We start from the raw sequence: 13,806 nt of genomic DNA on the forward strand, positions 1-13,806 counted from the left end.
CGTGGCCGCGCCGATCATCGAGGCGGACGGTCTGGGCATCCGGTTCGTCCGCAACCGTCGCCGCCAGCTACGCCTACGGGAGCTGTTCATCCACCGAGGTGGGCGCGGCGCCCTGCCCGGCCAGTTCTGGCCGCTGCGCGACGTGTCGTTCACCGTCGAGCCGGGCGAGACCGTCGGCGTGATCGGCCGTAACGGCACCGGCAAGAGCACCCTGCTGCGCCTGATCGCCGGGGTGCTCATCCCGGACGAGGGCGACATCCGGGTGCGTGGCGCGGTGGCGCCGCTGCTGGAGCTGTCGGCCGGTTTCTCCAACGACCTGACCGGCCGGGAGAACCTGCACCTGGTCGGTGGGCTGCACGGACTGTCGACGAGCTACCTGAAGCGGCACTTCGACGAGATCGTCGAGTTCGCCGGCGAGCAGGTGGACCGGGCCATCGACACGTCGGTGCGGCACTACTCGTCGGGGATGAAGGTGCGGCTGGGCTTCGCGATCATCTCGCACCTGCCCCACCCGATCCTGCTGATGGACGAGGTGACCGCGGTCGGGGACGCGGAGTTCCGCAAGAAGTGTTACGCGACGATTGACCGTCTGCTCGGGGAGGGGCGCACGCTCGTGCTGGTGTCACACAACGAAAAGGACCTGACCCGGTTCTGCCGTCGGGGGTTGTACCTCGACGCGGGCCGGTTGACGCTCGACGGCACCATCGCCGAGGCGCTCGACGCGTACCACGCCGCGGTTCCGCGGTGACGCTCGCGATCGTGCTCGCCGCCGGTACGTCCGCGGCGGGCCTCACCACCTCCACCGGCGAGCCGCTGGCCGACCGGCTCGCCGACCAGCTCCGTCGGGCCGGAGCGGCCGAGGTGCGCTTCGCCGCCACCCTGGACGAGCTGGCCACGCTGGCCGACGCCGCCGACGGTCCGCTGCTCGTCACCGGTACCGACCTGGTGGCGCACACCGCCGTGCTGCGGCACCTCGCCACCAGCCCGGTGGGACCGACCGTGGCGCTGGTGCTGGGCGACCCGCCGCTGCCGGGCCGGACGGCCGTGCGCGAGGAGCGCGGCCAGGTCGTCGACGCCGGCCCGCTGGACGCTCTCGACGGCGACGCCACCGGCGTGTTCGGTGGCGCGCTCCGGGTCGGCGTGGACGACCTGCCGACCCTCGCCGCCGCCGCCCGGGCCGCCGCCGTCGGCGCGCGTCCGGTCACCGCCCCGGTCGGCCCGGTCGGCGACGTGTCGCCGCTGCCGGCGACCGCGGGCGTCGGCCACGACGACCCCGGGTCCGCCGTGGACCGGGTCGTCGCGGGTCTCGCGGCCCTCGGCACCCTGATCTTCGCCCAGCGGGTACGTCTGCTCGTGGCGCACCGGGTCGAGGACGAGGCCGGCCTCATCGCCGCCGAGGCGGCGGTGACCTCGGTCGACGAGGACCGGGCCGAGTTGCGGCTGTCGGTGAAGGAGAGGGACGACTTCTTCTCGACGTACTTCGTCAGCACCTGGTCGCCGTACGTGGTGCGGTTGGCGGCCCGGCTGCGGCTCACCCCGACCGGGGTGACGGTGATCTCGGTGCTCTTCGCGCTGGCCGCCGCGGTGCTGTTCGGGGTCGGTGGGCGGCTCGCGCTCGTCAGCGGCGCGGTGCTGCTCTACCTCGGCTTCGTGTTGGACTGCGTGGACGGCCAGTTGGCCCGCTACACCCGGCACTTCAGCGCGTGGGGCGGCTGGCTGGACACGATGGCCGACCGGGCGAAGGAGTACCTGGTCTACGCCGGGCTGGGCTTCGGGGTGAGCCACGCGGGGCTCGGCAACGGCTGGGCCCTCGCCATCGCCGCGATGACGTTGCAGACCGTCCGGCACATGACCGACACCTGGTACGGGGTGCTGCACGACGAGGCGGCCCGCCGACCGCGGACGACGACGGGCGTCAGCGGCGGGATCGGTGACCGGCTGAACGCCGCGTCCACCCGGGTGCAGGCGGACACCGGGTCGGTGTCGTACTGGCTGAAGCGGACCGTCGTCTTCCCGATCGGGGAGCGGTGGGCGCTGATCGCGCTGACCGTGGCGCTGTTCAACCCGCTGGTCAGCCTGATCGCGGTGCTGGTGTGGGGTGGGCTGGCGTTCGCGTACACCGGCGCCCTGCGGACGCTGCGCGCCCGTTGGATGTGGGTGCCGGTGCTGGACACGGTCGACGCCACGCTGCACCGCGACGACGGTCCGTTGGCCCGTCGGCTGCCGGTGGTCCGCCCGATGGGGCCGCTGACCCTGGCGGTGATCGCCGCGCTCGGCCCGGCGGCGCTGCTGGTCGCCGCCGGACTGGGCGATGCGCCGGACGGGCTGCGCTGGGCGGTGCCGGTGGCGTTGCTGGTGCTGCTGGCCGGCGGTCTCGGTGCCGGGGCCGCGCACAACGGGCCGCTGGACTGGCTGGTACCGGCCGCGTTGCGGGCCGCCGAGTACCTGTTCGCGATCGCGGTCGGTGTGGTCGGTGGCGCGCCGGGATGGCTGATCTTCGGGTACGTCTTCGTGCTCACCGTGCACCACTACGACCTGACCGCCCGGCTGGAGAAGCGGCAGGCGGCGCCTCCGCTGCACGCCGCCACGCTGGGCTGGGACGGACGATCGGTGCTGCTCGCCCTCCTGGCGATTGCCGGCGTCGTGAGTATCGGCATGGCTACACTCGGTGCGTACCTTCTCGTGGTTTTCGTGGTGAGCGTCGTCCTGGCCTGGTTCGTCCGGCCGGCCCGTGGGGCGCGGGCGTCGGCCGCGCCGGTGGGCGCGGGAGGTGTCGCGCCGCGCTGACGAAAGGGACGGCCGGATGACCCTGATCAGTTTCGTGGTGCCGGCCTTCCGAGTGCAGGGTTATCTGCGCGAGTGCCTGGACTCGATCCTGGGCCAGCCGGAGACCGACATCGAGCTGATCGCGGTCGACGACTGCTCGCCCGACGCGAGCGGCGAGATCATCGACGAGTACGCGGCCCGTGATCACCGGGTCCGTGCGGTTCGACTGTCGGAGAACGTCGGTCTCGGTCCAGCCCGCAACCTCGGGCTGGACCGGGCCGTCGGCGAGTACGTGTGGTTCCTCGACGGGGACGACTGGCTGGCGCCGGACTGCCTGTCGGAGGTGGCCGAACGCCTGCGGGCGACCCGACCGGACGTGCTGCTGGTGGACCACGTCCGGACACACTGGAACAACACCGCCACCCGCAGCGCGATGGCCGAGGTGTTCCCGGAGTCGCCCGGCCCCGAGACGTTCGGGCTGCGGGAACGGCCCGAGGCCATGCGGCTGCTGCACACCGCCTGGAACCGGCTGGTCCGCCGGGAGTTCCTGGTCAACCTGGGTCTGCGCTTCGCGGCCGGTTGGTACGAGGACGTCTCGTTCAGCTACCCGGTGCTGATGGCGGCGCATCGGATCGGCGTACTCGATCGGGTGTGCGTGAACTACCGGCAGCGCCGCGCCGGCGCGATCACCAAGACCCGGGGGGACCGGCACTTCGAGGTCTTCGCCCAGTGGCACCGGGTCTTCCTCCTGATGGATGCCTGGTCACCGACCGTCGACGCGCTGCGGCCGGCGGTCTTCGAGCGGATGATCTGGCACTACCTCACCGTGCTCGGCAACGGTCAGCGCATCGCGCCCGAGCTGCGGCCGGTGTTCTTCGCGCAGATCACCTCGGACTACGCGCGGTGGCTGCCGGTCGGGGGGTATCCCGTGCCGGAGGGCGTCGAAGGGCTGAAGCACCGGCTGGTCGCGAGTGGCCGGTGGCGGACGTTCAGCGCCCTGCGGGCCGCCAGCCGGGCCCGCGACACGGCCCGCCGGCAGGCGCGTACCGCGCGGCGTCGGGTCGTGCCCGTGGCCCGGCGGGGTGCCCGGCTGACCCGCGACGGCCTGCTCCGCGAGTACTACCGCGCGGAGCTGCGCCGACCGGTGGACCCGACGCTCGCGGTGTACGCCGCCTACTGGTTCCGGGGATACTCCTGCAACCCGGCGGCGATCTACGAGGCCGCCCGCCGGCTGGCCCCCGAGGTGCGCGGAGTGTGGATCGTGCGCCGCGACCGGGTGGACACCGTGCCGGACGGGGTGGAGTACGTGGTCGCCGGCACGCCGGCCTACCACCGGGTGCTGGCCCGTGCCCGCTGGCTGGTCAACAACGTGAACTACCCGGACTTCGTCCGTAAGCGGCCGGAGCAGGTGCACGTGCAGACGCATCACGGCACGCCGGTCAAGGTGATGGGGTTGGACCAGCAGCGCTATCCGATCGGCGCGGGTCGGATGGACTTCGCCGGCCTGCTGCGCCGGGTGGACCGCTGGGACTACAGCATCAGCTCCAACAGCTTCTCCACGCAGATGTGGGATCGGGCCTACCCGGCCACGTACACCACGCTGGAGGTGGGTTACCCACGCAACGATCGGCTGGTCACCGCCGGTCCCGACGAGGTGCGCCGGCTGCGCGCCGAGTTCGGCCTCGCCCCCGACGAGCAGGTGGTGCTGTACGCCCCGACGCACCGCGAACACCTGCCCGGTTACCGGCCGCCGTTCGACCCGGACCGGTTCGTCGACGCGCTGGGTGACTCGGGTCGGCTGCTGATGCGCAGCCACTACTTCCACGACCGGGAGCGCCGGCCCGGTCGTCCGGCGGAGTTCCACCGGGTACGCGACGTCAGTGGCCACCAGCGGGTGGAGGACCTCTACCTGGTCGCCGACGTGTTGGTCACCGACTACTCCTCGGCGATGTTCGACTATGCGGTGCTGGACCGGCCCATCGTGCTCTACACACCGGACTGGGAGGCGTACCGCCTGGCCCGGGGTGTCTACTTCGATGTCACGGCGGAGCCGCCGGGCGCGGTGGCCGCCACCTTCGCCGACCTGCTCGACCTTTTCCGCACCGACGCGGTGCGTTCGGACGCTGCCGCCAAGGCCCGCGAACGCTTCCGCAGCCGGTTCTGCGCGCTCGACGACGGGCGGGCGGCCGAGCGGGTGGTGCGCCACGTTTTCCTCGGCGAGCCGCCTGACCAGCCGACGCGCTGCTGACAGCTCCGCCTCCTGTACGCCGCGTAATGGTGGCGTCATAAGCTGAACATGAGACGTTTACCCGATGTGCTCGACGAATGATCCTGGTCACAGTCATCAGGGGTTCGGCCGAGAGACGTGGGGGACAGACGGTGAGCACCGTCGCACTCAAAGATGTGACAAAGGTTTTCAAAGACGGCACACTCGCCGTCGACAGCATAAATCTCGATGTGAACGACGGCGAGTTCATGGTGTTGCTCGGGCCGTCGGGCTGCGGCAAGTCCACAGTGCTGCGCATGATCGCCGGCCTGGAGGACCCGACGCAGGGGGCGGTGCTGCTCGACGGGGAGCTCGCGAACGACCTGCCGCCACGCGACCGCAAGATCGCCATGGTATTCCAGGATTTCGCGCTTTATCCACACATGACCGTCGGCGACAACATCGCCTTTCCGTTGCGGCTGGCGGGGGTGGAGCCGGAGCCGCGCGGCGAGCGGGTCACCGACGTGGCGAGCGCGCTCGGCATCAGCGACGTGCTGGGCCGCAAGCCCGGCCAGCTCTCCGGCGGCCAACGCCAGCGGGTCGCCATGGGCCGCGCGATCGTCCGGCGGCCCGGACTGTTCCTGATGGACGAGCCGCTGTCGAACCTGGACAGCGGCCTCCGCGCCGAGCTGCGGGCGGAGATCTCCGGGCTGACCCGGGAGCTGGGCGTCACCACGGTCTACGTGACCCACGACCAGGCCGAGGCGCTGACCATGGCCGACCGGGTGGCCATCATGCGTCGCGGCGTGCTCCAGGACGTGGGCACGCCGACCCAGGTGTACGGCCGGCCGGCGACGCTCTACGTGGCCGCCTTCCTGGGCAGCCCCCGGATGAACCTGCTGGAGGCGTCGGTCTACGTCCACCTCGACCGGTACATCGCGCTCAACCTCGGCGAGCAGTCGCTCTACCTGCCGTGGAACGACATCCGCAGCCGGGCCGTGGCGCACTACCACGGCGAGCGGATCGTGGTCGGCATGCGGGCCGAGGCGCTCACCCCGGTCGCCCCGGACAGCCCTGGCGACGTACTGCGCGGCCGGATCCGTTACCTGGAGCACCACGGTCACGAGTCGCTGGCGTTCCTCGACATCGGGGCGACCGCGATCATGGTCGACGAGATGGGCGCGCCGCTCGACCCGCCGCCGGTGGGCCAGCGTGGCCTGCGCCGGTTCGGCGCCGTGATGCAGCGGCTCACCGGCAAGCCGGTGGAGCCCGAGGAGACGCCGAACGGCACGTCGCGGACGACGAGCGTCCTGCCCGACCCGGGGCGGCACCACCGTCGCCCGGCGGAGCTGGCGGTACGACTCGCGCCGTACCCGGCCGTCACGGCCGGGCACCCGCTCGCCGTGTCGGTCCGGATGGACGCGCTGCACTTCTTCGACGAGCGTGGCGCACGTATCGACGTCGGGTGGCGCTGACGCCACGCCGGAGCGGGGTGGCGGGCCGTCCGTCCGGTGCCCTACCGTCTGCCCACCTAGTCCTTTTCGTGCCTGACCGAGAGGGGTGCGCCCGTGTCGGGTGACCGTCCCAGTCCGCTCGTCATCGAGCGCATCCTGCGGGACCGCCAGGGCATCTGGCAGCAGATCGTGGCCGAGGGTGACCTCAACGCCCTGACCGGGCGGATGCTGGCCAGCTCCGCCATCGCCCTGGCCTGTTACGGAGCGGTGCTCGGCGCCTTCCACAGCCCGTTGATGGCGTTGACGTCCGCGCTGAAGCTGCCCCTGCTGTTCCTGGTGACGCTGGCCATCTGCCTGCCCACGCTCTACCTGTTCAACCTGGTGTTCGGCGCCCGGCTCTCGGTGCGTCAGTCGTTGGCGCTGGTGATGGTGGCGATCACCGTCACCTCGATGCTCGCGGTGGCGTTCGCGCCGATCAGTCTCTTCTTCCTGATCACCGCGCCCGACTACGGCTTCTTCAAGCTGCTGAACGTCGCGATCCTGACGCTGTCGGCGCTGGTCGGGCTACGTTTCCTGACCGGCGGTATGCAGGTGCTCAACGACCACGGCCTGCTCGCACCGGCGACGGCCCCGGCCAACGCCCCGGCCCAGGTCACCACCCCGGCGGCAGCCGCCGCTCCGGCTCAGGTCAACGCTCCGGTCGCCGTGCCCGCCGGCGGCACTACGACCACTGCGGCGGCGGGTGCTGCCGAGCCGGTCGCGGTTCCGGCCGGCGCGGCTGTCGCATCGGCGGCGAACGGTGCCGCGCCCGACGGCGCGGCCGCCACGACCACCGCGCCGACCCCGGCGGCGGTTCCGGCTCAGTGGGGTGGGCAGCAGCCCGGCGTCGCGTTGCCGCCCGGCATGTTGCCGCCGGGTTACCCCGCGCAGCAGCGCCCGTGGGCCACCCCACCGGTGCGGCGCGGCGAGCCCACGCAGCGCCCGGCCAGCATGACGCTGCTCTACATCTGGATCCTGCTCTTCGGCTTCGTCGGCACCCAGTTGGCGTGGACGCTGCGCCCGTTCTTCGGCGACCCGGGTCAGGATTTCTCCCTGTTCCGCAGCATCGACGGAAACTTCTACGCGGAGATCCTGCGCACGATCGCCAACCTCTGACCCTGTCGTAGTCCGGGAAAACCCTGGTTGCCGGCTTGGTTACCGAGAAGTAACGTCGGTTCATGACCATCGACTCCCGCCAGGTGGCGGCCGGCATCCTGCAAGCGGTGCCGTTCGCCCGCACGCTCGGCATCGAATTCGTCGAGGTGGCGCCCGAGGCGGACGGCGGGGTGCGGGCCGTCGTCCGGCTCCCCGACACGCCGGCCACCCACAACCACGTCGGGGGCCCGCACGCCGGGGCGATGTTCACGCTCGGCGAGACGGCCTCCGGCGCGGTCGTGTTCGCCGCGTTCGGGCAGCTGCTCGACCGGGCCGTGCCGCTCGCCGTCCGAGCCGAGATCGCCTACCGCAAGCTGGCCCTGGGATCGGTGCTGGCGACCGCGCGGCTCGGGCGTCCGGCGTCGGAGGTGATCGCGGAGCTGGAGTCCGGTCAGCGGCCCGAGTTCGGAGTCGAGGTGGAGATCGCCACGGAGGACGGCACGCCCACGTCGGCCATGACGGTGATCTGGACCCTGCGGTCGAACTGAGCCGGCCCGGCGGCGGTTCAAAACGGGTTTGCGTACCCGGCCGGGTGGTTAGATTCGTACCGTGCTGGGCCTACCTGCTCATGTGACCGCCTGTCTCTTCGACCTGGACGGTGTGCTGACGCAGACCGCCCGGGTGCACAACGCCGCCTGGACCGAGACGTTCGACGAGTTCCTGCGTCAGCGCGCCACGGCGACCGGGCAACCCTTCCAACCGTTCGACCCCGGCCCCGACTACAACCGCTACGTCGACGGCCGGCCCCGTGCCGACGGCGTCCGGTCGTTCCTCGCGTCCCGGGGCATCGTGCTCCCCGAGGGCACCCCGGACGACCCGCCGGACGCCGACACGGTCAACGGCGTCGGCAACCGCAAGAACGTCCTCCTGCTGGACCGTCTGCGCACCGCCGGCGTCGAGGTGTATCCGGGCTCGGTGCGGTATCTGCGGGCGGCGACCGACGCCGGGCTGCGCCGGGCGGTGGTCACCGCGAGCGCCAACGGGCGCGAGGTGGTCGCCGCCGCCGGGCTGGAAGAACTGCTGGAAGCGCGGGTGGACGGGCTCGTGGCCCGGGAACAGAAGCTGCGTGGCAAACCCCACCCGGACACCTTCCTGGCCGGCGCCAGGATCCTGGGCGTGGATCCGGCGCGGGCCGCCGTCTTCGAGGACGCGCTCTCCGGGGTGGCCGCCGGCCGGGCCGGCGGCTTCGGGTACGTGATCGGTGTCGACCGGGTGGGGCAGGCCGACGAACTGCTGGCGCACGGCGCCGACATCGTGGTGAAGGACCTCGCGGACCTGCTCGACGCGGGCGACGCCGCCCCGCCGCCACCACGTGCCACCGGCGAGCGGGGTCTCACATGATCCGGGAGCGGGCCTACCCCGTCGAGCCGTGGCACATCCGGGAGACCCGCCTGGACATGGACGTGCTGGCCCAGTCGGAATCGGTCTTCGCGCTCTCCAACGGGCACGTCGGCCTGCGCGGCAACCTCGACGAGGGCGAGCCGCACGGGCTGCCCGGCACCTACCTCAACTCGTTTTACGAGCTGCGCCCGCTGCCGTACGCGGAGGCGGGCTACGGCTTTCCCGAGTCCGGGCAGACCATCGTCAACGTCACCAACGGCAAGCTGATCCGCCTGCTCGTCGACGACGAACCGCTCGACGTGCGCTACGGCGAGCTGCTGTCCCACGAGCGGATCCTCGACCTGCGGGCCGGCACCCTGCACCGGGAGCTGCACTGGCGCTCACCGGCCGGCCGCGAGGTCAAGGTCCGCAGCACCCGGCTCGTGTCGTTCACCCAGCGGTCGGTCGCCGCGATCAGCTACGAGGTGGAGGCCGTCGACGGTCCGCTGCGGTTGATCGTGCAGTCCGAGCTGGTGGCCAACGAGTCGCTGCCCGCGCAGAGCAAGGACCCCCGGGTCGCGGCGGTGCTGGAATCGCCGTTGCTGGCCGAGGAGGAGCTGACCACCCCGGACGGCGGCCAGCTCATTCACCGTACGAAGGTGTCCGGGCTGCGGGTCGCCGCCGCCATGGAGCACGAGGTGCACGGCCCGGACCACACCACCATCGAGTCCGAGGGGTACGAGGACTGGGTGCGCACCACCATCGGTTGTGTGCTGCGGCCGGGCGAGAAGCTGCGGGTGATCAAGTATCTGACGTACGGCTGGTCGAGTCGGCGCTCGTTGCCGGCGCTGCGCGACCAGGTCGGCGCGGCGCTGGCCGGTGCCCGCCTGGACGGCTGGGACGGGCTGCACCGGGAGCAGCGCGCGTACCTGGACGAGTTCTGGGACGCGGCCGACGTGCTGGTCGAGGGTGATCCGGAGATCCAGCAGGCCGTGCGCTTCGGACTGTTCCACGTGCTCCAGGCCGGTGCCCGTGCCGAGCAGCGGCCGATCTCGGCGAAGGGGCTGACCGGTCCCGGCTACGACGGGCACGCCTTCTGGGACACCGAGATGTTCGTCCTGCCGGTGCTCACGTACACCCAGCCCAGCGCGGTGCGCAGCGCCCTGCAGTGGCGGCACAGCACCCTGGACCAGGCCCGGGAACGGGCGGCGACGCTCAACTTCAAGGGCGCCGCCTTCCCGTGGCGGACCATCGAGGGGCCGGAGTCGTCCGGGTACTGGCCGGCGGGTACGGCGGCGTTCCACATCGCCGCCGACATCGCCGACGCGGTACGACGCTACGTGCTGGTCACCGGGGACACCGCCACCGAGCGGGAGATCGGGCTGGAGCTGCTGGTGGAGACCGCCCGGCTGTGGCGCTCGATCGGGCACCACGACCGGCACGGCCGTTTCCACATCGACGGGGTGACCGGCCCCGACGAGTACACGGCGGTGAAGAACGACAACATCTACACCAACCTGATGGCCCAGCGGAACCTGCTCACCGCCGCCGACGCCGTCATGCGCTACCGGGACGAGGCGTTCCACCTCGGGGTCACCGACGAGGAGGCGGCGAGCTGGCGGGACGCCGCCACGTCGATGCACGTGCCGTACGACGACGAGCTGGACGTGCACCAGCAGGTGGAGGGATTCACCCGGTTGCAGGAGTGGGACTTCGCGCACACGCCCGCCGAGAAGTACCCGCTGCTGCTGCACTACCCGTACTTCGACCTGTACCGCAAACAGGTCGTCAAGCAGGCCGACCTGGTCCTGGCGATGCACTGGCGGGGGGACGCGTTCACCCCCGAGCAGAAGGTCCGCAACTTCCTCTACTACGAGCGTCGGACGGTGCGGGACTCGTCGCTGTCGGCCTGCACCCAGTCGGTGCTCGCCGCCGAGGTGGGCCATCCCGACCTGGCGCACATCTATCTGCGCGAGGCCGCGCTGATGGACCTGCACGACCTCAACGAGAACACCCGCGACGGCGTACACATGGCCTCGCTGGCCGGCGCGTGGCTCGCCCTGGTGAGCGGGCTGGGTGGGCTGCGCGACCACGACGGCGAACTGTCGTTCGCGCCCCGCCTCTCCAGCCGGCTCAACCGCCTGGAGTTCTCCCTCCAGTGGCGTGGGTTGGCGCTGCGGGTCGACGTCCGTCCGCACCAGACGACGTACTCGCTGCGCCACGGTGGTCCGGACGACGTCATCGAGCTGCGCCATCACGACCAGATGCTGCGGGTCACCTGCGACGAACCGGTGACGGTGCCGGTGCCGCCGGCCGAGCCCTCGGGACCGCCGCCGGAGCAGCCGCCGGGCCGGTCGCCCCTGCTCCGGCTACCCGAGGACAAGCAGCAGTGACGGCCGGGGCGGGGATGTCCCCGCCCCGGCCGTCGCGCGCGTACCTCAGACCGGCTCACCGGTCGACGGGCGTCCGATCGCGTCCCGCGGCGCAGCCGCCTTGGGATCGTCGGGGAGGCGGGCCGAAGCGGCCTGGTCACCGAAGTCCTGGTCACCGAAGTCCTGGTCCCCGAAGTCCTGGTTGCGCTCGGCGTCCTGTTCACGCTGGGCGCGTTCGGTCATCCGCTGCTGCTGGGAAATCTGCTGCTTGGCCATCGTGATCCTCGCGATCCGTCGGGGCGCGGTTGCGCCTACGCGGTCTGCGGTCTCCGCGCCGCGTACCCGACGGCTCACCCGGCAAACGCCGCCCACCGGCCGCGTGCGGCGCGCCGGGCGGGGTAACCGGACCCCAGGCGAGCACGGAGGTGGGGCATGGACGAGCAGCGCGACACGGTGACCATCGCGGTTCGGGACGCCCAGCTCCCCGCCGACCTGCTGCTACCCGCACAGCCGGTGGGCGTGGTGCTGTTCGCGCACGGCAGTGGCAGCTCGCGGCACAGTCCGCGCAACGTCGCGGTGGCTCGGACGCTGAACTCTCGCGGCCTCGCGTGCGTCCTGGTCGACCTGCTCACTCCGGGCGAGGAGGCGCTGGACACGCGGACGGCCGAGCTCCGGTTCGACATCGGGATGCTGGCCAGCCGGCTGGCCGGGATCGTCGACTGGTTGGCGACCGAACGACCGGCGGGTGACGTGCCGATCGGTCTCTTCGGTGCCAGCACGGGTGCCGCCGCCGCGCTGGTGGCAGCCGCGTCCCGCGCCGAACGGGTGAGCGCGGTGGTCTCCCGGGGTGGCCGGCCCGACCTGGCGGGCACCGCGCTGGGCCACGTGCGGTCTCCCACGTTGCTGCTGGTCGGTGGTCTGGACGAGGAGGTGCTCACGCTCAACGAGCGGGCGCTCGCCGAGCTGGGGGACGTGGGCGAGCTGTGGGTGGTGCCGGGCGCCACCCACCTCTTCGAGGAGCCGGGCACGCTCGACCAGGTCGCCGAGCACGCCGGTGCCTGGTTCACCACCCACCTGGTCCGGACGGCGAGCGCGCCTCGCCGCACGTGAGCGTGCCGGCCCGGTCGCGGCTCTACCGCGCCGCCGGGGCGTCCGAGGCGTCCGAGGCGGCGCGGCGGCGTTGGACGGTGTCGACGACGCGCCACAGGACGGCGGTGATCGGGACGCTGACGAACGCGCCGGCGATTCCGGCGAGCAGGGTGCCGGCGGTGACCGCCACCAGGATCACGGCGGGGTGCAGGCGTACCTGGCGCTTCATGACCAGCGGTTCCAGCAGGTTGCCCTCGATCTGCTGCACCGCGACCACGGCCGCCAGGGTGAGCAGAGCGGTCGTCGGCCCGTTGGCTGCCAGGGCCACCAGCACCGCGACCGCGCCCGCGACCGTCGCCCCGATGATCGGCACGAAGCCGCCGAGGAACGTGATCAGCGCCAGGGGCAGTGCCAGCGGGACCCGCAGCACCACCAGGGCCAGGCCGATGCCGATCGCGTCGATGGCTGCGATGATCATGGTCCCCCGGCTGTACGCGCCGAGGGTCTGCCAGCCGTTCCGGCCGGCCTCGGCCACCACGGGCCGGTTCGGGCCGGCCATCCGGGACAGCGTCCACTGCCACATCGACCGGCCGTCCTTGAGCAGGAAGAAGAGCAGCACCAGGGCGAGCAGCGCGGAACCGACGACCTCGCTGGCCGTGCGGGCGCCGGAAACCGGGTCGGGGGAGCTGCCGCTGAGCCCTTCCCGGGCCTGGTCGATCAGTTTGTCGAGTTGGGCCTCGCTGACCGGCAGGGTGGACGTGACGAAGTCCCGGCTTCGGTCGAGCCCCTGGGTGAGTTGCTGACTGAGCTGGTCGAACTGGCTGGCGGTCAGGTTCCACACCAGCGCTCCGACGCCCACGAGGATGCCGAGCAGCAGAAGGACGGTGAGCAGCGCGGCCAGCGCCGCGGGTAGGCGCAGGCGACGTAGCCGGATCAGCACCGGGTCCAACAGCGCGGTGAGGAAGATGGTGGCGGCCAGGGCGATGGCCAGCGGGGCGAGCAGGACGGCGATCCGGCCCAGCAGGTAGAGCCCGGCGACGATCACCACCAGGCAGGCGCTCCACAGCACCGCGGTCCGTACCAGCCAGGGCAGCGCGGCCCACGCGTGCCGCGGCCCGGTGTCACCGCCCGTCGCCGTGCTGCCGCCAGCCGCCGTGCTGCCGCTTTCCCGCGTACCGCCGGTTGTCGGCGCTGCGTCCGTGCCGGGCTCGTCTGCCGTCATGTCGGCCCTCCTCGATCTCGGCGAGGTCGGTACCCGGCCGGCGGTGCGCCGACACCCGGTCGACCGCGCGGATCGTACGCCGCCACGGGGCCGCTGGTCGGGCCTTCGCGGTCCACACCCGAACGGCAGGCGTTTGCGCTGTCGGGACCAGGGAACGCGAAGGGGGAACTACCCGAGGAGGAG

Annotated in this window: 11 protein-coding genes; 9 read left to right on the forward strand and 2 right to left on the reverse strand. The window is 72.0% G+C overall.

Annotation, left to right across the window (positions count from 1 at the left end):
* Window position 1 precedes the first annotated feature (1 nt).
* The 8 genes from ACQPZK_RS02590 to ACQPZK_RS02625 all read left to right on the forward strand — a co-directional run bounded on the left by ACQPZK_RS02590 (window position 2) and on the right by ACQPZK_RS02625 (window position 11,333).
* Window positions 2-748 carry an ABC transporter ATP-binding protein gene (locus ACQPZK_RS02590; RefSeq protein WP_433536749.1) on the forward strand — a complete coding sequence of 249 codons (747 nt, stop codon included), beginning with the start codon at window positions 2-4 and terminating at the stop codon, window positions 746-748.
* Entirely contained in the window at window positions 745-2,787 is a 2,043-nt protein-coding gene (locus ACQPZK_RS02595; protein ID WP_433536750.1) for a DUF5941 domain-containing protein, read from the forward strand. The genes ACQPZK_RS02590 and ACQPZK_RS02595 overlap by 4 nt, the downstream gene beginning before the upstream one ends.
* A gap of 16 nt (window positions 2,788-2,803) precedes the next feature.
* A complete protein-coding gene (locus ACQPZK_RS02600; protein ID WP_433536751.1) occupies window positions 2,804-5,014 on the forward strand; it encodes a bifunctional glycosyltransferase/CDP-glycerol:glycerophosphate glycerophosphotransferase in 2,211 nt (736 codons plus the stop codon).
* Between the two features lie 131 nt (window positions 5,015-5,145).
* Complete coding sequence (locus tag ACQPZK_RS02605) at window positions 5,146-6,447, forward strand: ABC transporter ATP-binding protein (RefSeq protein WP_433536752.1); 1,302 nt, start codon at window positions 5,146-5,148, stop codon at window positions 6,445-6,447.
* A 93-nt stretch (window positions 6,448-6,540) separates the two neighbouring features.
* Window positions 6,541-7,581: a hypothetical protein gene (locus ACQPZK_RS02610; RefSeq protein WP_433536753.1), complete on the forward strand. Its 1,041-nt coding sequence runs from the start codon at window positions 6,541-6,543 to the stop codon at window positions 7,579-7,581.
* 62 nt (window positions 7,582-7,643) lie between these two features.
* The gene (locus tag ACQPZK_RS02615; protein WP_433536754.1) at window positions 7,644-8,108 is read left to right on the forward strand and encodes a DUF4442 domain-containing protein; all 465 of its coding nucleotides are present in this window, start codon (window positions 7,644-7,646) and stop codon (window positions 8,106-8,108) included.
* A 61-nt stretch (window positions 8,109-8,169) separates the two neighbouring features.
* Entirely contained in the window at window positions 8,170-8,961 is a 792-nt protein-coding gene (locus ACQPZK_RS02620; protein ID WP_433536755.1) for an HAD family hydrolase, read from the forward strand.
* Window positions 8,958-11,333 carry a glycoside hydrolase family 65 protein gene (locus ACQPZK_RS02625; protein WP_433536756.1) on the forward strand — a complete coding sequence of 792 codons (2,376 nt, stop codon included), beginning with the start codon at window positions 8,958-8,960 and terminating at the stop codon, window positions 11,331-11,333. Before ACQPZK_RS02620 ends, ACQPZK_RS02625 begins: the two co-directional genes overlap by 4 nt.
* Window positions 11,334-11,378: 45 nt before the next feature.
* Here the strand turns inward: ACQPZK_RS02625 and ACQPZK_RS02630 are convergent, their stop codons facing one another.
* The gene (locus ACQPZK_RS02630) at window positions 11,379-11,588 is read right to left on the reverse strand and encodes a hypothetical protein (RefSeq protein WP_433536757.1); all 210 of its coding nucleotides are present in this window, start codon (window positions 11,586-11,588) and stop codon (window positions 11,379-11,381) included.
* Between the two features lie 156 nt (window positions 11,589-11,744).
* On the opposite strand from ACQPZK_RS02630, the gene ACQPZK_RS02635 reads away from it, so the two are divergent.
* Window positions 11,745-12,422, forward strand: a complete 678-nt coding sequence (locus tag ACQPZK_RS02635) for a dienelactone hydrolase family protein (RefSeq protein WP_433536758.1) — start codon at window positions 11,745-11,747, stop codon at window positions 12,420-12,422.
* 22 nt (window positions 12,423-12,444) lie between these two features.
* Here ACQPZK_RS02635 and ACQPZK_RS02640 read toward each other — a convergent pair whose 3' ends face one another.
* The gene (locus ACQPZK_RS02640) at window positions 12,445-13,623 is read right to left on the reverse strand and encodes an AI-2E family transporter (RefSeq protein WP_433536759.1); all 1,179 of its coding nucleotides are present in this window, start codon (window positions 13,621-13,623) and stop codon (window positions 12,445-12,447) included.
* Between the last annotated feature and the right edge of the window lie 183 nt (window positions 13,624-13,806).

The sequence above is a fragment of the Micromonospora sp. CA-249363 genome (assembly GCF_050950185.1).
GTDB lineage: Bacteria > Actinomycetota > Actinomycetes > Mycobacteriales > Micromonosporaceae > Micromonospora.